The sequence below is a fragment of the Brevibacterium spongiae genome (genome assembly GCF_026168515.1).
Classification (GTDB): Bacteria; Actinomycetota; Actinomycetes; order Actinomycetales; family Brevibacteriaceae; genus Brevibacterium; species Brevibacterium spongiae.
In genome coordinates, this window is sequence record NZ_CP093443.1 from 118,660 (window position 1) to 135,531 (window position 16,872).

15 protein-coding genes are annotated in these 16,872 nt (G+C 63.7%); 8 read left to right on the plus strand and 7 right to left on the minus strand.

Annotation, left to right across the window (positions count from 1 at the left end; genetic code table 11):
- Positions 1–14: 14 nt before the first annotated feature.
- The 3 genes from L1F31_RS00540 to L1F31_RS00550 all read left to right on the plus strand — a co-directional run bounded on the left by L1F31_RS00540 (position 15) and on the right by L1F31_RS00550 (position 3,572).
- Positions 15–1,220 carry an acyl-CoA dehydrogenase family protein gene (locus L1F31_RS00540; protein WP_265418795.1) on the plus strand — a complete coding sequence of 402 codons (1,206 nt, stop codon included), beginning with the start codon at positions 15–17 and terminating at the stop codon, positions 1,218–1,220.
- 189 nt (positions 1,221–1,409) lie between these two features.
- Complete coding sequence (locus L1F31_RS00545) at positions 1,410–3,116, plus strand: ATP-binding cassette domain-containing protein (protein WP_265418796.1); 1,707 nt, start codon at positions 1,410–1,412, stop codon at positions 3,114–3,116.
- 147 nt (positions 3,117–3,263) lie between these two features.
- The gene (locus L1F31_RS00550; RefSeq protein ID WP_265418797.1) at positions 3,264–3,572 is read left to right on the plus strand and encodes an addiction module antidote protein; all 309 of its coding nucleotides are present in this window, start codon (positions 3,264–3,266) and stop codon (positions 3,570–3,572) included.
- 54 nt (positions 3,573–3,626) lie between these two features.
- Here the strand turns inward: L1F31_RS00550 and L1F31_RS00555 are convergent, their stop codons facing one another.
- The 5 genes from L1F31_RS00555 to pdhA all read right to left on the minus strand — a co-directional run bounded on the left by L1F31_RS00555 (position 3,627) and on the right by pdhA (position 9,379).
- Positions 3,627–5,141, minus strand: a complete 1,515-nt coding sequence (locus L1F31_RS00555) for a sodium:solute symporter family protein (RefSeq protein ID WP_265418798.1) — start codon at positions 5,139–5,141, stop codon at positions 3,627–3,629.
- The gene (locus L1F31_RS00560) at positions 5,138–5,440 is read right to left on the minus strand and encodes a DUF3311 domain-containing protein (RefSeq protein ID WP_265418799.1); all 303 of its coding nucleotides are present in this window, start codon (positions 5,438–5,440) and stop codon (positions 5,138–5,140) included. The genes L1F31_RS00555 and L1F31_RS00560 overlap by 4 nt, the downstream gene beginning before the upstream one ends.
- Before the next feature lie 224 nt (positions 5,441–5,664).
- Positions 5,665–7,203 (minus strand): dihydrolipoamide acetyltransferase family protein, encoded by a 1,539-nt coding sequence (locus tag L1F31_RS00565; RefSeq protein WP_265418800.1) that lies wholly within the window; start codon positions 7,201–7,203, stop codon positions 5,665–5,667.
- Positions 7,203–8,276, minus strand: a complete 1,074-nt coding sequence (locus tag L1F31_RS00570) for an alpha-ketoacid dehydrogenase subunit beta (protein ID WP_265418801.1) — start codon at positions 8,274–8,276, stop codon at positions 7,203–7,205. Before L1F31_RS00570 ends, L1F31_RS00565 begins: the two co-directional genes overlap by 1 nt.
- Positions 8,273–9,379: a pyruvate dehydrogenase (acetyl-transferring) E1 component subunit alpha gene (pdhA, locus tag L1F31_RS00575; protein ID WP_265418802.1), complete on the minus strand. Its 1,107-nt coding sequence runs from the start codon at positions 9,377–9,379 to the stop codon at positions 8,273–8,275. Before pdhA ends, L1F31_RS00570 begins: the two co-directional genes overlap by 4 nt.
- 297 nt (positions 9,380–9,676) lie before the next feature.
- On the opposite strand from pdhA, the gene L1F31_RS00580 reads away from it, so the two are divergent.
- The 3 genes from L1F31_RS00580 to L1F31_RS00590 all read left to right on the plus strand — a co-directional run bounded on the left by L1F31_RS00580 (position 9,677) and on the right by L1F31_RS00590 (position 11,078).
- Positions 9,677–10,102 (plus strand): hypothetical protein, encoded by a 426-nt coding sequence (locus L1F31_RS00580; RefSeq protein ID WP_265418803.1) that lies wholly within the window; start codon positions 9,677–9,679, stop codon positions 10,100–10,102.
- A gap of 54 nt (positions 10,103–10,156) precedes the next feature.
- Complete coding sequence (locus L1F31_RS00585; RefSeq protein ID WP_265418804.1) at positions 10,157–10,651, plus strand: VanZ family protein; 495 nt, start codon at positions 10,157–10,159, stop codon at positions 10,649–10,651.
- Between the two features lie 109 nt (positions 10,652–10,760).
- Complete coding sequence (locus L1F31_RS00590; RefSeq protein ID WP_265418805.1) at positions 10,761–11,078, plus strand: hypothetical protein; 318 nt, start codon at positions 10,761–10,763, stop codon at positions 11,076–11,078.
- Between the two features lie 971 nt (positions 11,079–12,049).
- Here L1F31_RS00590 and L1F31_RS00595 read toward each other — a convergent pair.
- Both L1F31_RS00595 and L1F31_RS00600 read right to left on the minus strand, forming a co-directional pair.
- A complete protein-coding gene (locus tag L1F31_RS00595) occupies positions 12,050–13,060 on the minus strand; it encodes a zinc finger domain-containing protein (protein ID WP_265418806.1) in 1,011 nt (336 codons plus the stop codon).
- 314 nt (positions 13,061–13,374) lie between these two features.
- Positions 13,375–13,890: a YqeB family protein gene (locus tag L1F31_RS00600; protein WP_265418807.1), complete on the minus strand. Its 516-nt coding sequence runs from the start codon at positions 13,888–13,890 to the stop codon at positions 13,375–13,377.
- A 167-nt stretch (positions 13,891–14,057) separates the two neighbouring features.
- Here L1F31_RS00600 and L1F31_RS00605 point away from each other — a divergent pair, with 167 nt between their 5' ends.
- Together L1F31_RS00605 and L1F31_RS00610 are read left to right on the plus strand one after the other, a co-directional pair.
- Complete coding sequence (locus L1F31_RS00605; protein WP_265420477.1) at positions 14,058–14,717, plus strand: TetR family transcriptional regulator; 660 nt, start codon at positions 14,058–14,060, stop codon at positions 14,715–14,717.
- A gap of 172 nt (positions 14,718–14,889) precedes the next feature.
- Positions 14,890–16,758, plus strand: a complete 1,869-nt coding sequence (locus L1F31_RS00610) for a hypothetical protein (protein WP_265418808.1) — start codon at positions 14,890–14,892, stop codon at positions 16,756–16,758.
- The last annotated feature ends 114 nt before the right edge of the window (positions 16,759–16,872 follow it).

Sequence of the window (16,872 nt, forward strand, 5' to 3'; positions counted from 1 at the left end):
ACAGAGGAGAGACCATGAGCGACCGTGAGACACGCGTGAGCGAACTGGCGGAGAAGTACCTGCCCGATGAGGTGCTCGAACGCTTCCGCGAACGAGCCGATGTCTATGACCGGGAGAACCGATTCTTCGACGAGGACCTCGCCGAACTCAGGGAACTCGGCTATCTTCAGCTGTTCGTCCCGCAGTCGCACGGCGGACCGGGATTGAGCCTGTTCGAGGTCTCCCGACTCCAGCAGCGCCTGGCATCGGCGGCCCCGGGAACGGCGCTGGCGATCAACATGCACCTCATGACCACCGGCGTGGTCAAAGCCCTGAACGACCGCGGCGACGACAGCCTGAACTGGGTGTTCGACGAGGTCAGGGACGGTGAGATCTTCGCCTTCGGCATCTCGGAGCCGTCGAATGACTGGGTGCTGCAGGGCTCGAACACCGAGGCGGTGCCCACCGGCGACGGCGGCTTCGAACTCACCGGGGTGAAGATCTTCACCTCACTGTCACCTGTGTGGACCAGGCTCATCGTCCACGGGGCCGTGGCCTCCGACGACGTTGGAATCGCAGGCCCCGATGCGGACGAACCGGCCGAGGGCGAACTCGTCTACGGGTTCATCGAACGTGACGCTCCGGGCATCACGGTCTCCGATGACTGGGATGTGCTGGGCATGCGGGCGTCGCAGTCGCGGGCGACGATCCTCGACCACGTGCCGATGAAGCCCGAGCGGGTCTCCCGGATCATCCCCGCCGGCAAACACCCCGACCTGCTCACCTTCGCCATCACCAGCAACTTCCAGCTGCTCATCGCCGCCGTCTATGCCGGAGTCGCAGCCCGGGCCCTCGAACTCGGAGCGGCCGGCCTGCACAAGCGGAAGTCGGCGAAGGCCGGTACCACCTTCGCCGAGGTGCCCGAGGCCCGGACGCGCCTGGCCGATGCGCATCTCGACTTCATGCCCGTGACCGCGATGATCGATGCCTATGCCCGTGACTTCGATGACCTCATCGACCACGGTTCCGGCTGGCCGCTGCGCCTCGTAGGGGCGAGGATCAAGTCCGCCGAGGCGGCCCGCCGCAACGCCGAGACCGCGCTCATGTGCACGAGCGGCAGCGGGTTCGGCAACAAACACGAACTCTCCCGCCTCTTCCGCGACGCCACGGCCGGACTGTTCCACCCGCCGAGCGCCGACGCGGCCCGCCCGATGTACGCGGCGGCACTGCTCGACGGGTGATTCTGCAGTGCTCGCGAACGCGACACGACGACTGCTAGAATTATCGGCATGAATTTCGGTCTCCCCTCCAGAAGGCTCCGCAGCCGCCGCTGACGGCGGCGGGATCACCTTTCTTCTCGTGCGCCGTCCTGGCCCTCGCCGGACGGTGGCTTCATGCTGTCCGGCTCCACGACGAGCTGAAAGACCACGATGCCGAAGACCACATCTTCATCCCCCAACCTCAACCTGCCCGCAGACGAACAATCGTTCACAGGTCAGTCCCTCCCGACAGAGAACAACCTGCCCGCCGGTTCTGCCGCGCACATCCGCGCCGACGACATCCACGTCGTGCGCGGCGACCGCGAGATCCTCACCGGACTCGACGTGACGATCTCGGCCGGGTCACGCTTGGCCATCGTCGGCGAGAACGGCAGCGGCAAGACAACCCTGCTGCATGTTCTCGCGGGAACCCTGCCGCCCGACCAGGGGACACTGCGACGAGCAGGCACTGTCACCCTGCTCGAACAGGGACTCGACGCCGACGACAACCGCACAGTTGGAGACCTCATCAACGAGTCTCTGCGCCAGGAGAACGCCGCACTGGCCGCCCTCGACGCCGCCGGTGAGGCGATGGCCAGTGAGGAACCCGGCTCCGAACAGGCGTTCTCACGAGCCCTCGAACTGGCGACCCGCCTCGACGCCTGGGACGGCGAACGCCGCATCGACACCGCACTGGCCGGGCTCTCGGCGTGTGCCGATCGGACGAGGAGTCTTGCGAGCCTCTCAGTCGGTCAGCCGTATCGGGTGCGTCTGGCCGTTGTCCTCGGGTCGAGCACGGATATTCTGCTGCTCGACGAGCCGACGAACCACCTCGACGCGTCATCCCTGGCGTTCCTCACCGAACGGCTGCGCGACCGGTCTGGAGGATTCGCCCTGGTCAGCCACGACCGGGCGCTGCTGCGCGACGTTGCCGAGGACTTCCTCGACCTCGACCCGAGCCGCGACGGCCGCGCTCGGACGTATTCCGGCGGCTACTCCGGGTGGGTCGACGGCAAACGGCGGGAGCGTGAGAAATGGGAGCAGGACTTTCGCGCCGAGGTGGCCGAGCACTCCCGCCTCACCGATGCTGCCGATGACGCCCGGTCCCGCCTGAGTACGGGGTGGCGTCCCCCGAAGGGCACGGGCAAACACCAGCGTGCGACGAGGACGGCGGGAGTCGTGCAGGCCTTCAACCGTCGCGTCGAGGACCTCGAACGCCACCGAGTGTCGGTGCCCGAACCGCCTCTGCGGCTGCACTGGCCCGAGGTTCCCGAAGCGGATGACGGTCCCGAGACCGACGTCGTCACTGATGGTCCGCTGTTGAGCGCCGAGTCGGTCACCGTCGCCGGTCGACTGAAAGAAGCCACGTCAGTGTGCATCGAGCCTGGGGATCGGCTGCTCATCACCGGGGCGAACGGAACCGGCAAGTCCACCCTGCTCGATGTGCTCACCGGCCGCATCGCGCCCAGCACCGGGACAGTATGGCGAGACTCGCGGGCGCGAATCGAACTGGTCAGCCAGGAAGTCCCGGACTGGAAAGCCGAGGATACCGCCGAGTGCGTGTTCGAGGACCACTGCCTGCGCTCTCACGCGGAGGGCATCTCTCTGCAGGAACTCGGTCTGCTCGATGCGGCCGCCTCGGCGACGCCGGTTCGCAGGCTGTCGCAGGGTCAGCAGCGCCGGCTCCAGCTGGCGATGTGCCTGGCGGTCGAGCCGGATGTGCTCATCCTCGATGAGCCGACGAACCACCTGTCAGCCTCGCTGGTCGATGACCTCACGGAGGCTTTTGAGTCTGCCTCGACGGCGCTCGTTGTGGTCACTCACGACCGGCAGATGCTGGCGGACCTGTCGGAGTGGCCGCGCCTGGCTCTTGACTGAGGCTCCTGTGGGTTTTCGGGGTCGAACGCGGGACCCTGGTAAGACACAGAAGTGTCAGATATAATCGACATGTGGTCGTTGTTCGAACTACCCGAACGTTTGATCGTTGGCTCAAAGGCCTGAGAGATCAGAAGAAAGGGGAGGGCCATGACCGATGAAGTGAAGTATCCGGTCTTTGACGCTGCTGATCACATCACCAACACAGATGAAGCCGTATCGCTGCTGGAGGCAGCTCTCGAAGAAGCAGCCGATGACCCGGGCGCACTTCCCGCGGCACTCGGCATTATTGCGCGGTCGGGAAATATGAGTGAGCTCGCTCGTCGAGTCGATATGAGTCGAGACGGTCTGTATCGGGCGCTCTCCGCTGACGGGAATCCAACCTGGTCAACTATTCTCCAGGTGACGAAGGCATTGAACCTTCGCGTCGAAATCCATCCAGAGTCCCGTTCGGCATAACCATCTGCCTTGTGAACGGCAGAGGCTTGGATCCCGGCCGGTCGGCCGGCCTTCTTACCTGGTGGCCGCCTCGGCGCGGGTCTGGCGCTGCGCCGACGGCACCCACCGCGGGTCCGGCTTCACCAGCGTGATGACCACGACGACGAGGAGATTCGCCGCGACCGCCCACAGTCCGCCGTTGATGCCGAGCAGCGGGTCGAGTCCTGTGTAGTGGAGGCCGACCATGACGATGGAGCCGACGATGAGCCCCGCAGCTGCGGCCTGCTTGCTCATCCGGGGCCAGTAGAGGGACAGCAGCGCTGCCGGGACGACCTGCGCGAGTCCCTCATAGCTGAGCACCGAGAGTTCGACGAGCGCGTCGGGCATGAGCAGGCTCATCACGAGGGCGATGACGCCGACGGCCAGGCATACCCACTGGGACAGCGTCTTCTGGCGCAGCCCCCGGGCGGCGAGCTGTTCGGACGTCATCGAGGCGGCGTTCTTCGGTCCGGCCAAACCACCGCCCAAAACCGTTCGGCCCCACATGGAACCGATGGAGAGCATGTACACGCTCATCGGCACGATGGCCGACAATGCGCCCGCGACGCCGATGAGTGCGACGATCGGTGCCGGCAGCGAGTCCGTGACCACGGAGAACAGTGCCAGGTCGGCATCCTTGAGCGTCGGGATGATGAACAGCGCGGCCACGCCGACCATCATCGGCACGAGCAGGAGCAGCTGGTACCAGGGCAGGATGATCGAGTTCCGCCGCAGGGCGTTCGCCGAGGTGCCCGAGAGGTAACCGGCGATCGACGTCGGGAACACGGTGATCGTGATGCCGTTGAGGATGATCGTCGAGATGAACCAGGCACCGCCGTAGGTGCTCTCGCCGGCGCCGGGGAAGGTCAGCCACTGCGACTTCTCGGTCACGAGACGGTCAAGCAGCGGAGCGAGCCCGTCGAAGTAGTGCAGCGGTACGTAGATCGCGAGGAACGCGACGGCGAGGATGACGAGCCCGTCCTTGAAGACGCTCACCCATGCGGAACCGCGCAGTCCGGAGAAGAGGATGAACGCCTCGGCGACGATGAAGGAGAGGATCGCTGCGACCTTGAGGTCGATCGCACCGTAGCTCATCGCGTTGACGACCGCGCCCATGCCCTGGATCTGCAGCTGGATGTAGGGAACGATGAACACGGTCGCGAGCACAGCGACGAGGATCGCCAGCCCACGCGAGCGGAAGCGGTGTTCGACGATATCGGAGAGACTGACGAGCTTGTGCCTGGCGGCATAGGTCCAGAACAGGGGTCCGACGAGGTAGGCGACGACGAGACCGATGCTCAGATAGCCGATGAGGTAGAGGATCGGCACACCGTAGGAGTACGACCAGCCGGCGGTGCCGAGGAACGAAAACGAGGTGTAGGTCTCGCCGGCCATGAGCAGCAGGATGAAGATGAATCCGAGCCCGCGTCCGGAGACTGACCATTCGTCGAGGGACTTCTCCCGACCCCGACCGGACCACACGCCAATGCCGATGGTCGCGAGCATGGCGAGTCCGAAGATGATGCAGGCGATGATCGCGGATGTGCTCATTTCCCGGCCTCCTCGATCTCGTGGTCCTCACCGAAAGCGATGTCGGAGGGGATGTGCTCGGGCAGGTCGTGCCGGTAGTACCGGTCGCCGCGGGCGGCCATCCACACGAAGAACCAGGTGAGGATCGTGACGGCGATCGTATAGGTGAGGATGAACGGCAGGCCGGCGATGCGCGGCTCGACCGAGTTCGCCACGATCGGGGTGAGGATGTAGAGGACGACGGGAATGATGAGGAGGAAGAGCGAATACCTCCGCCGAGGTGGTCCCGCCGTGCGTGCCGAACTGTGGTCCCGTGACATGCTCAACCTCATTTCCTTGCGCTCGCGTCCGCAGGGGAACGGACTCGGCAAGGCTAGTGGTGTGGATCACTGAGGCTGGAGGGTGGTCCGAATCGTGGAATCACATCGGTGGATTGCGGCGCGGGAAGCGTCGTGCAAGGCGAAGCGCACTTGTCGAAGTGTGTTCCCTACGACAAGTGCGCTTCCTCTTGAACGGCGCCGAAGTGGTCCAGGCCGGGCAGGCCTCAGAGCTCCGGCAGCAGCGAGATCGGGTTCTCGATGCAGTCGGCGACGAAGGTGAGGAACTCGCTCGGCTCCTGACCGTCACACGCCCGGTGGTCGAAGACGAAGGACAGGTACATGACCTTGCGCACCGTGAGCTGCCCGTCGACGACCCACGGGCGGTCCTTGATCCGTCCGAGGCCGAGCATGGCCACCTCGGGGAGGTTGATGATCGGAGCCGAACCGTCGACACCGAACACGCCGTAGTTGTTGAGCGTGAACGTGCCGCCGGACAGCTCGGACGGATCGAACTTGCCGGTGGCTGCCTTCCCGACCGTCTCGGACACGGAGTCGCGCAGCTGCCGAAGACTCATCTCACCCGCGCCGTGGACGACGGGGACCATCAGCCCGCGCGGGGTCTGCGCGGCCAGTCCGAGGTTGATGTCGCCGTGGGCGACGATTTCGTTCGCGGCAGTGTCGATCGAGGAATTGATGATCGGGTACTTCTTCAGCCCCGCCACGACGAACCGTGCGACGAGGGAGAGCAGCGAATACTTCTCGCCCGTGCGGGCCTCGAGTGCGCGCTTCGTGCCCAGCAGCTCGGTGGCGTCGACGTCGAGCCAGATCGTGGCCTCGGGGATCTCCTGCCGCGACCGGCTCAGGCGTTCGAACACGACCTTCCGCAGGCCCGTGATCGGGGTGCGGGTGTCGCGGTCGCCGGGTACCTGACCGGTGCCCGCAGCGGCAACCGCAGGTCCTCCCGCCGAGGCGGCGCTGCGTTCCGTGATCGACTGAGGCTCGGCGGCTGGTGACGTCCCCGCGGGGACGTGGGCGCTCGGCGCCTCGACGTTCGCAGGCGTGCCCGACTCGATCGCGGCGAGCACATCGGCCCTGGTCACGATCCCACCGGGACCGGTGCCCGGCAGGTGCTTGGCGCTGAATCCGTGATCCTTCGCCAGCTTGCGCACAAGCGGGGACGACACGGGGGAGACGCGGTCGCCCGCGGCCGACGTCGATTCGCCGGTGGCGGTCTTCGACGAGTCATCGGTGGGAGTCGGTGTCTCTGTCGGCGGCTGCGGTGGAACGTCAGGGATAACGGTCGGGACGTCGGGCGCTGATGCGAGCGCGGAAGTCGGCGTAGAGGCTGAGGTGGCCGCTTCGGTGTCCCTCGCGGTGCCGAATGACCGCTTCTTCGTCGACCGGGTCTTCGGTTCCGACGTGCCGTAGCCGATGAGATTCGCACCGCTGGACTCGTCGGTCGACGAACCGGATTCACTCGCGTTCGCGCCCCCTGCCTCAGCTCCCGCATCGGCGACGGAGAACAGGGCCTGACCTGCACTGACGGTATCCCCGGCGGCCGCGTGAAGATGAACGATCCGCCCGGCGAACGGGCTGGGCAACTCGACGACGGACTTCGCGGACTCGACCTCGACGACCATCTGATCGACGTGGATCTCATCGCCGATCTCCACCTTCCAGGAGATCAGCTCCGCCTCGGTCAGCCCCTCGCCGAGGTCGGGGAGGATGAACTCGCGCGTACCGGTATTCAGATCAGCGCTCATCACAGCTCCCAATCCCAGGACTCGAGCGCATCGAGCACGCGTTCGACGGTCGGCAAGAAGAACTCCTCGAGCTTCGGGGACGGATAGGGCACATCGAACCCGGCGATCCGCAGAATCGGGGCCGACAGATACGTGAAGTTGCGTTCGGTGAGGCGGGCGGCCACTTCGGCCCCGTAGCCGCCGAACTGCGCGGCCTCGTGGATGATCGCCGCCCGCGAGGTCTTGCGCACCGAGGCGGACACGGTCTCATCGTCGAACGGGGAGAGCGTGCGCAGGTCGATGACCTCGATGGACAGTCCGTGTTCGGCTCCGGCTTCGGCGGAATCCAGGGCCGTGCGCACGGTCGGACCATAAGCGAGCAGGGTGACGTCGGTGCCTTCGCTGATGACCTGCGCCCGATCCATCGGCGCCGTCGACACGGGCAGGGACAGCGTCTCCTTCATCCAATACCGCGACTTCGGCTCCATGAACACGACCGGATCCTCGGAGGCGATCGATTCGCGCAGCAGCGAATACGCATCGGCCGGATTCGAGGGCGTCACCACGGTCAACCCAGGCGTGGACGTCCAATACGCTTCGGAGGAATCCGAGTGATGCTCGACTCCGCCGATGTCTCCGGCATAGGGAATGCGGATGGTGATCGGCAGGCTGATCTTGCCTTTCGTCCGGTTCCGCATCTTCGCCACATGCGAGACGATCTGCTCGAAGGCGGGGTAGGCGTAGGCGTCGAACTGCATTTCGACGACCGGGCGCATCCCGTTCATCGCCATGCCGATCGCCGTGCCGATGATCCCGGACTCCGCCAGCGGCGAATCCCACACCCGGTTCGACCCGAATTCGGCACGCAGTCCTTCAGTGACCCGGAAGACCCCGCCGAGGCGGCCGACATCCTCACCGAAGACGAGCACAGCATCGTCCTCGGCCAAGGAATCCCGCAGGGCTTGGTTGAGTGCCTTCGTCATCGTCACCGAGGACGGGGCCGACGTTTCACTGCTCGCCGAGGCGGCCGTGGCTGTTGCGTCGTTCACCGCAGTGGAATCCGTGGATGGGTTGGTGCCCGTTTCGACGCTCATGCGTGCCCTGCAGTCGCGAGTTCGGCTTCGAGGACGTGCTGCTGTTCGGCCAGCGCAGGGCGCGGGTTCGCGTAGACGTGGGCGAAGAGTTCGCGCGGGTCGACCTCAGCCTCTTGGTTCATCGCATCACGGACGGACGCGGCAAGGGTCTCGGCCGCCTCGGCGACCTCAGCGACGCCCGCATCGTCGAGCACGCCGGCCTGCCGCAGGTACTTCTCGAGACGAGCGATGGGATCGAACTGCTTCCAGTGCTCGACCTCCTCGGCGTCGCGGTACTTCGTCGGATCATCGGAGTTCGTGTGCGACTCCATCCGATAGGTGAGGCATTCGATGAGGGTCGGGCCATCCCCGTTCCGGCCGCGTTCGAGGGCGGCAGAGCACGCGGCGAAGACCGCTGCGACGTCATTGCCGTCGACGCGCAGGCCGGGCATGCCGTAGCCGGCGGCGCGGTCGGCGAGCATCGTCGCGTTCGTCTGCTCCCGCAGCGGGGTGGAGATCGCGTACTGGTTGTTCTGCAGGACGAAGACCGTCGGTGTCTGCCACACGGAGGCGAAGTTGAAGGCCTCGTGGGTGTCGCCTTCGCTGCTGGCGCCATCGCCGAGGAAGGTCAGCGTCGCCGCATCCGTGCCCTTGAGCTTCGCGGCCATCGCGAATCCAGTGGCATGCAGGGTCTGCGTCGCCAGCGGTGTCGCCGCAGGTGAGGTGTGGTATTCCTGCGGATCGAAACCGCAGTGCCAGTCACCGCGGAAGGCCGCGAGGATCTCGGCCACGGGAACCCCGCGGGTCAGCAGCGCCGCCGAATCACGGTAGGTGGGGAACAGCCAGTCGTTCGGGGCCAGCGCCGTGGTGGCCCCCACCTCGGCGGCTTCCTGACCTGCCGCAGACGGGTAGGTTGCGAGTCGACCTTGCCGGGTCAGGTGCGTGACCTGTGCTTCGAACCGGCGGACGAGGACCATCTGCCGGTAGAGACCTTTGAGGGTGGCATCGTTGGGGATGCGCAGGCCCTCGGTCGGAGTGTCGGTGAGTCGGCCATCTGCGCCGATGAAGCTGATCGGCTGCAGCTGGGGCAGTGAGCGGCCTGTGGTGGGAACGTCAATGGTCATGACCCCCATGGTGGCGTGAGGCAGGTCACGGTTCCATGGCTTCTGAGCAGGTGCGGACGGGCGGCCATTCGTCGCGTCAACTCGGGACGAAGAGGTCGGTTCCGGCGGGTCAGGTGGACGTTTGGCCGCGGGGTGTGGCGGTCAGGGCACTTTCACACAGGCGTGCCTGCAAAACCAGGGCAGTAGATCAACATTTCTTGTGTGATTTCATCCTTTTGGGGGATGTGCGGACGCCGAGTATGAACATAACCTCTATACCGGCTGAGAACTACCGGAGTTCTAGCAGAGAGGAATCATGTGAAGAAGATGCTCATTGCGGGAGTCGCGGCGGCGGCTCTAACACTGGGAGTTTCGACCAACGCTGAAGCGTCAAGCTACAACTGGTATAACGCGGGATATAACGACGTGCAGAACGGCTCACTCAACGCTCAGGTCTACTCAAATGGCAACCGTGTCTCGAAGGCCAAAGTCACGTACAAGAAGACGAAAGGTTCGGGGGTTTCGGTTAAGTTCGGATTCCAGGCGGTCAACAAGAAGGGCGGAGCTCAGGGCCCGGTGTCGTGGTCGGGAACTTACAAGATGAAGTCGAAGCAAACAAAGACAGCGACGTTCTCGGGATCTGCGTCGTTGAGCAGCAAGAGGCCATGCGCTCGTGCCCTGATGAAAGACACGATTTCGGGCAAGAACTACTACACGAGAACGACATTCTGCACGGGCCTTTAAATGCTTAGATATCTAACGGCACTGCCCTACGCCCTGCCGGTAGTGGCAGTTGGTGTGATCGTTGCAGCCGTGATCGCAAGGCCTGTTGGCCGACGGCTTCGGGAACATCCAGTCATCGTGTTCTTCTGGATGGCGAGCGTGTCCGTTGTGATCGCTGCGACTGTGACACCGTCGGGGCACGCGGTGGGACTGACCGAAGTTTTGACGACGACCCGAGTCTGGGCGTGGTCGTTCCCGGACCCAGGGGCGCTGTTCTCGGTCAATTGGCAGTCGATGAATCTGTTGCTATTTGCGCCATTAGGGGTATCTAGTGGACTGTTCCTTCGGCCTCGCCACATTGTCACAGCCGCCTCTATTGCAGCGTTACTGTCGCTTGCTGTCGAACTTGTCCAGTACATCGTTATCCCGCTGGGCAGAGCACAGTTCAACTCAGCGACGGTCGTTATCGGATGGGTCGGGATTGTATCGGGAATGCTGGTGGGAAGACTGGCAGCGAGTCAAATTCGGAAGACTAAACAAAAAGGGGATCAGGGCCAGCCACAGAGCTGACTTTGCCCCAAGTGTCGATACTTCAGACACGCAGATAGGGAACGAACATAGACGGATCGAGTCGAATACGATGATTGGACTCCGGCCACACTGGATAGAACGGATAATTATGAAGAAGCTTGTCTCAATCGTTGGTGGGCTTGCCTTGGTCGCCGGTTCAACGTTCGCCGGCGGACCGGCATCGGGAGCCTCGAGTGAATACATTCAGCCGGTAGCGTCTTCGCCTGCAGATGAAGACGCTCGAGTTGATTCGCTGCTGAAAGACGGTGCCGAAGCAGACCCGCTGGAACTTGTGCCCGGTGCGACCATCGACCCTGACAAGGTCAAAGAGATCAACGAGTCGGGGGCTCCTGCAACCGTCGTAGTCGATCCTGACAACGGGAAAATTGTTGCAGCAAAACTGGAATCCAATATCTCTGCTCACTAGATATCAATTGTCGGCCCTGGGTGCTCGGCGGCGAGCGGCTATTTCTGCATGAGGGGCTCAAACTACTACGGGTTCAAAGGAACGGGCTCCCTGTCAGGGAAGTGGAAGAGCATCAAATGGTTCCACACCGGAAATAAGCAGGGTGCAGTCCGATACGGAGGCAAGTGGCAGGGCTGGCAACCGAAGAACCGGGCCGTGCAACTGACGAAAGCCGTTACAGTAACTGGGCTAAAACGGCAGTAAAAGAAGGTAACACAACCGTCACGATAAACGCGGAGCCGCTAACATGAACTATTTAGCCTTCGGCGTCGGATGAGGCGTGTTGTACTTGAGAATGTTCTCGGTGTTAGTTGCTCTCGGGGTCTCTGCCCTGGTTCGAGGATAAGTCTGAAATTGGGACTTTGCATCTAGCGGGCATGAAGCATGCAGACGCGTATGAGAGATGGCGCTTATTGCCGTGTGGTTGCCTGCATTCCCGTAATGTAAGCCGGCCTCGGACAATGATAATCCGAGGCCGGTTATCATTCGCGCAGACCAGAAAGTAGCGGTGTCCGCTTGGTTCAACATGCTCCGTTGTCGCGGTCGTGCACGACGACCACCAGGTTGGCATTGCTTGCATCGAGGACGGTGAAAACTCATCGACAGCGACCTCACCGGCCCGCCACTTCTGAACAACTTCCCCCGTTGGTCGCATCAGCTCTCGGTGCAGAAGTCCTCTCCGGGCGGGGCGATATGCGCCGTCCTAACCTTCGGTGCCGCGGCCCTCAGATCTCCTGACTTTCACAACTAGTTGCTGATTTCGCGATTCTGTTCGTGTTTATGCTGGTCACGAGGTCGGCAATTGTGCTGGTAGGGCACTAATCGGCTGTCTACGATGGGGTTATGCCGCCTTTTCACCTCCAAGCAAGTGTCCATGCTGGGCGTACGATAGCGGCGGCCCGTCACCGAGATAGTGACGGGCCGCCGCCGTGTCAGGTACGGTCGAGCCGGCGAGAGTGCATCTTCGTCGGCCTGCCGATGTAGTTCCCTGAGATGGTGATGCACTGCATCCCCGGCTGTGCCTTGCAGTAGGGGCACTCAGAGTCGATCGCCGCCGCATTCGCTGGCGACATTCTGCTCTTGCTCTGCTCGGTGACGAAGTGAGCCATTCCCAGCACGATGCTCGACATGGCGATGCCGTCTGTGCCGAGGAAATGCACCAGATAGGTGGGCAGGCTGTACATCACGAATGTGTAGACAACCGAGCGCGACGCGATATTCAGCTGGGTGATGACCCGCGAAGAGAACTCGGGGTAACGGTCCTGCCACCACGTGCTGAAGTCGGCCAGCCGGCTGAGGACAGCGTCGAGGATGGGATCATCGACCTCGGCGCTTTCCTCTGGGTCCGCTACCGTCTGAGCATCGCCGTGCTCTGGCTCCGCGGACTCAGTGACTGCATGGACCTTGGCGAACAGCGACTCGATGGTGTCATCGCTCAGCGAGGTCGCCATAGCGGCTCCGGTTTGCGCGATCGTCTGCGATGCCGCGCTCAGGTTCGACCTCTGAGCCGCAGCGGTGATGCTCTGCCAGTCGACGCCACGGTAGGCCCCCTTCCACCACTCCTGCTGCTCGAGCCGCATGGACGCGAGTTGCGTGAAGGCAGAGGTGTTCATTATCGACCGTGTCCGGTCCAGCCATGCCAGAGTGTCGACCTTCGGATACACATCGGTGATCCACGACAGCGTGTCGACCTTGGGCATCAGGTGGTCGAACAAGCTGAAAGTGTTCACCTGCTGGAGGATCTTGGCGACGGCATCCACGGCGGAGGGCTGGGTCATCATGCCCAAGGCCGCCGGTGTCGGAATGGTGCTCTTGAACCGCACAGCGTTGTTCAACGCAGAGAAGTGGTTCACGGCTGAGTTACGAGTGATGTTTCTGATAATGCGTCCGATGGCATCGTTCGGGGAATCATCGTCGTCATCGGCGATGAAAGTCGTGGTCATGAGACCACTATGCCGTAGCTGACTGATATATCAGGCACTCTGAATGCACGGTTCTACTTCTGCTCCCGCTGTTGTTCGTAGTATCTCACCAGTTCCCTGTCGGGTTCGTCGGAGGAACGACCAGACGCCCCCGAGTAGGAGTACCGACCGGGTAGATCGGAGCCGTTGTTCAGTAGCATCACGGTCACGGTGCGCTTCCCGAATGTGACGTCCGCGATTCACTTTCGCTCCCGAGGTCACCGGGGAGGCCAAAGAAATCGCGGCTGAGCTATTACCCGACCTGTTTCCGGGGCACTAAAGTTGTGGAACTCAGGTCAGATCTCGCCCCAGCGGTATCCGCGGGAGGTGAACGCCTCGGCGATGGCGTCCTTCTTGCCTTCGACATCGCCTTTGAAGGCCTCATGTCCACCTTCGGTGAGGACGACGAGCTTGCCGTCGGCGAAGTATGCGGTGGAGAACGAGGTGCGGGAGATGCGCAGCGGATGATCATCGTCTCGTCCGATGGTGATTCCGTCCTCATCGACGCGCAGGGGAGTCGTCGCGGCGGCGATGAAGAAGGCGGCGATGAGCCCGAGTGCTGCGCCGATGACCGGTCGGAGGGTGATGACCCACGGCTGATCGAATCTGCTGAGCTTCTCGATGACCTCGCCGAAGGGGATGGGGAACTTCGCGGCGATCGACCCGAGGGCCGGAAGGAAGAACCCGAGCGCCACACCGACGCCGATGCAGACGAGACCGATGATGACGACGTCGGTCCGGCTGAGAGCGAAGTTCGCGGGGTTGGGGGACTTTTGGGTGGCAGGGGAGTTCTTCGACTGGCGCTGATCCATGATGTGCTCAATCCTCGGAAGCGATATCGGTACTCCATCATACCAAAATGGAACATGCATGTTCCATAAGTAGACTGTGCTGTGGTGTCCGCGGCTCTGCGCTGCGGTGTCCGCAGCTCCGGGACGCCGTTCGCGGGGCAGAGAAGAGAGGTGTGCCTGTGAAGGGAATGCGGCGATTGGGCCGAGAGGCCCTGGTCGGTGAAGCGCTCACGGTGCTTGCCGCGAACCCGCAGGCCTCGATGATCGAGCTCTCCCAGTCGATCGGCGTCGGCCGCACAACCCTCTACCGGCATTTCGGTGATCGGGAGGCGCTCGTCGCCGCGGCGGCCCGGCTCGGTGCCCGACGCTTCGGTGAGGCGATCATGCGGGCCCGCCCCGACGAGGGCACCGGGCTGGCAGCGCTCGAACGGATCTGCGCGGAGCTGTTCACCCTGCCCGATGTGCTCACCCTGCTGTTCGCAGACAACCCGATCATCACCGATAAGACCTTCGCCGAGGCGGACGCGGAGTCCCGTGCGGACGATGCCGAGCCCCGCCCCGACGATGCCGAGTCCCGCGCGGACGCGGATCCTGCAGCCGATCAAGCGCAAGGCGCAGACGACGACGGCGATCCGCTCGAAGCGGTCATCGCGCGCGGACAGGCCGATGGCTCCATCGACGCGAGCGTGCCGATCGGCTGGGCGGCGATGTTCGTCTTCCTCACCATCGGCTCCGGGCACCTCTTCAGCGTCAGTGCCGGCGTCGACGACCCGACTGTTCGGGCGCAGTCTCTCGAACTGACGATCGGAGCGGTGCGGAAGACCCTGGGTTCGATGCCCGGAGTGTGATCTCGGCAAAGCCGCGGGGCCATGCCGGGTCGGATGTGCGGTGGACGAGGTCGGACTTGTTACCGTTATTGCTTCAGTTCATCCTCGGCAGGAGCAGTACGTGTCTTCTTTCTTCGACAGTCCTCAAATCGACGCAATGGCAGCGGGCGGCAATATCAGCCACAGCCCTGGCATGAGCGATCGGCTGATGCGTGAACTGGCTCCGCTCCTCAAGGCCGAAGGCGTCGACATCGACGACCCGAATGCGGACTTCACCGACGCCGAGTTCGATGCCGCCATGGAGAAAGCGCAGGCCGAGTACAACCGCCGCCTATTCACCCCGGTCGGCGCCCACCGCGGACTCGCCCTGGGGAAGCTGCGGTCCTTCTCCCACGCGTTCGCCGAAGGTGATATCAAGCGCGCCGAGGCTGTTGTGGCCTCCCTGCCCTCCGATCCCGAGGATTTCAGCCCGAGCGTCGCGCAGGTGACCGGGGCCGCGATGGGCCTCGTCGACGAATGGTTCACCGACGACGTGCACGGACCGAAGCTCGGCGGAGTGATGGCGCCGAAGTGGTCGGCGAAGAAGTCCCGTGCCGTGGCTCGCGACATCCTTGCCTTGGCGCACAAGGGGCGGGTCGTCGACAGTCTTGACCGCCTTATCAGCAGCAACAGCGGACTTCCCGTCCTCGAAGGATCCATGCTCGCCGTGGCCGCCGTGGTCGTGCGTCTGACCAAGCGGGACAAGGTCTCAGCGGAGGACGTCATCGAGGAGCTCATGCCGCTGGGCGGTTATCCGGAACCGGTTGCCGGCACCTATAGCCCGGCCGACCGCGTGGTCCAGGACGTCCAGGATGTTCAGGGCGACTCCGCGATGGAGAAGGACCTGCCCGAGTGGCTCGGCGGGTCGAGCGCGGACGTCAACCATGCAGCCGGGACGCGGCAGGACGTCGACGCGAAGATGGACGAGGTCGAGAAGACCGTCGTCGAGATGCCGCTCTACCAGCGCTTCCGCGACTGGCTGGCCGAGGACTACGACGACGTCGACCGGGACTCGGAGATCTTCGACGCCGTTCATCTCCTCTTCTGCATCGCCGTGTCCTCAGGTGCAGATATCTCCGAACCCGAGGGAATCGACGACCTCCTCGATGTCCTCGAAAGCTTCGCCGTCGAAGGCCGAGAGGCTGCCGAGAACGACGATGACGAATCTCCCTCGATGGCGATCTTCATCGACAGCCTCGAAGCTCTTGACGACTACCTTCGCTTCCGTGCGGAAACCGACGAAACTCCCGAACGCTGGGCCGACGCTCGCGCCCGAGCCGAAGCAGCGAGCATGCGCACCGATCCGCTGCCCTCGGCCCTGATGGCCGCCATCGAAGCCAATGCCCTGAGCGAGGAGGCGCTGGCGGAGCCGGTGCCGAACAACCGGATCGTCACGGGCGTGGCCGGCATCCTCGACTGGATCGGCGAGTCCCGACCACTGACCGGAACGGGGCGAGTGAAGCGAGCAGACATCGCCGAGGCGGCCGGAAAGTTCGGCATCAACGCCGTCGGGGTGGCCTCGAACGCCCGTTACGAGGATGGCGTGAACTATGCGCGCAGCGCCGATGAGGTGCCCGTCCTCGAGGCGATGTGGGCCGTCATGCAGAGTGCGGAGATCACCGAGATCACCGGCACCAAGGTCCGCCCGGGAAGCGCCGCCGACCAGTGGCGCTCGGGTGAGGTGAGCGTGGATGCGGCACTGCCGGTCATCGGTGCGTTCATCTACGAGCGGCTGCTCGACACGATTGAGATGGTTGACGGCAACGACTACGCGGCCCCGGCGATCACGATTGCCCAGCGCCTCCTCGAGGTCGTCGCTCCCGATTCCGCACCTGAACGTCCCGAACTCGACATCGACGAGTCGCTCGCTCAGTCGATCGACAAATGGCTGGCAGAAGAGCTGCAGGAGCTGACCGAGCTCGGGCTCCTCACGGAGAAGAACGGTGCGGTATCCGTGGAACCGGTGTACCGGCGCATCGTCGCCGGTGCCGCGCTCATGCTGCTCTCGGGACCGCGCGACTGAAAAATTCGGCACCAGCCTGTTGTGCACTCCCGGTCCCCGGGTTAGGCTTACCTATGAGAATTACGCAACGCTGGTCTTTCCTAAGGTGGTTGACACGCTAGCTTGAAGTGTTGG

What these genes read in the sequence shown, in the direction of transcription:
- L1F31_RS00540 (WP_265418795.1), top strand. Translation starts at nt 15, where the DNA reads ATGAGCGACCGTGAGACACGCGTGAGCGAACTGGCGGAGAAGTACCTG.
- pdhA (WP_265418802.1), bottom strand. Translation starts at nt 9,379, where the DNA reads ATGACCATTGACGTTCCCACCACAGGCCGCTCACTGCCCCAGCTGCAG.
- L1F31_RS00545 (WP_265418796.1), top strand. Translation starts at nt 1,410, where the DNA reads ATGCCGAAGACCACATCTTCATCCCCCAACCTCAACCTGCCCGCAGAC.
- L1F31_RS00565 (WP_265418800.1), bottom strand. Translation starts at nt 7,203, where the DNA reads ATGAGCGCTGATCTGAATACCGGTACGCGCGAGTTCATCCTCCCCGAC.
- L1F31_RS00595 (WP_265418806.1), bottom strand. Translation starts at nt 13,060, where the DNA reads ATGACCACGACTTTCATCGCCGATGACGACGATGATTCCCCGAACGAT.
- L1F31_RS00555 (WP_265418798.1), bottom strand. Translation starts at nt 5,141, where the DNA reads ATGAGCACATCCGCGATCATCGCCTGCATCATCTTCGGACTCGCCATG.
- L1F31_RS00560 (WP_265418799.1), bottom strand. Translation starts at nt 5,440, where the DNA reads ATGTCACGGGACCACAGTTCGGCACGCACGGCGGGACCACCTCGGCGG.
- L1F31_RS00550 (WP_265418797.1), top strand. Translation starts at nt 3,264, where the DNA reads ATGACCGATGAAGTGAAGTATCCGGTCTTTGACGCTGCTGATCACATC.
- L1F31_RS00570 (WP_265418801.1), bottom strand. Translation starts at nt 8,276, where the DNA reads ATGAGCGTCGAAACGGGCACCAACCCATCCACGGATTCCACTGCGGTG.
- L1F31_RS00600 (WP_265418807.1), bottom strand. Translation starts at nt 13,890, where the DNA reads ATGGATCAGCGCCAGTCGAAGAACTCCCCTGCCACCCAAAAGTCCCCC.
- L1F31_RS00605 (WP_265420477.1), top strand. Translation starts at nt 14,058, where the DNA reads ATGCGGCGATTGGGCCGAGAGGCCCTGGTCGGTGAAGCGCTCACGGTG.
- L1F31_RS00590 (WP_265418805.1), top strand. Translation starts at nt 10,761, where the DNA reads ATGAAGAAGCTTGTCTCAATCGTTGGTGGGCTTGCCTTGGTCGCCGGT.
- L1F31_RS00610 (WP_265418808.1), top strand. Translation starts at nt 14,890, where the DNA reads ATGAGCGATCGGCTGATGCGTGAACTGGCTCCGCTCCTCAAGGCCGAA.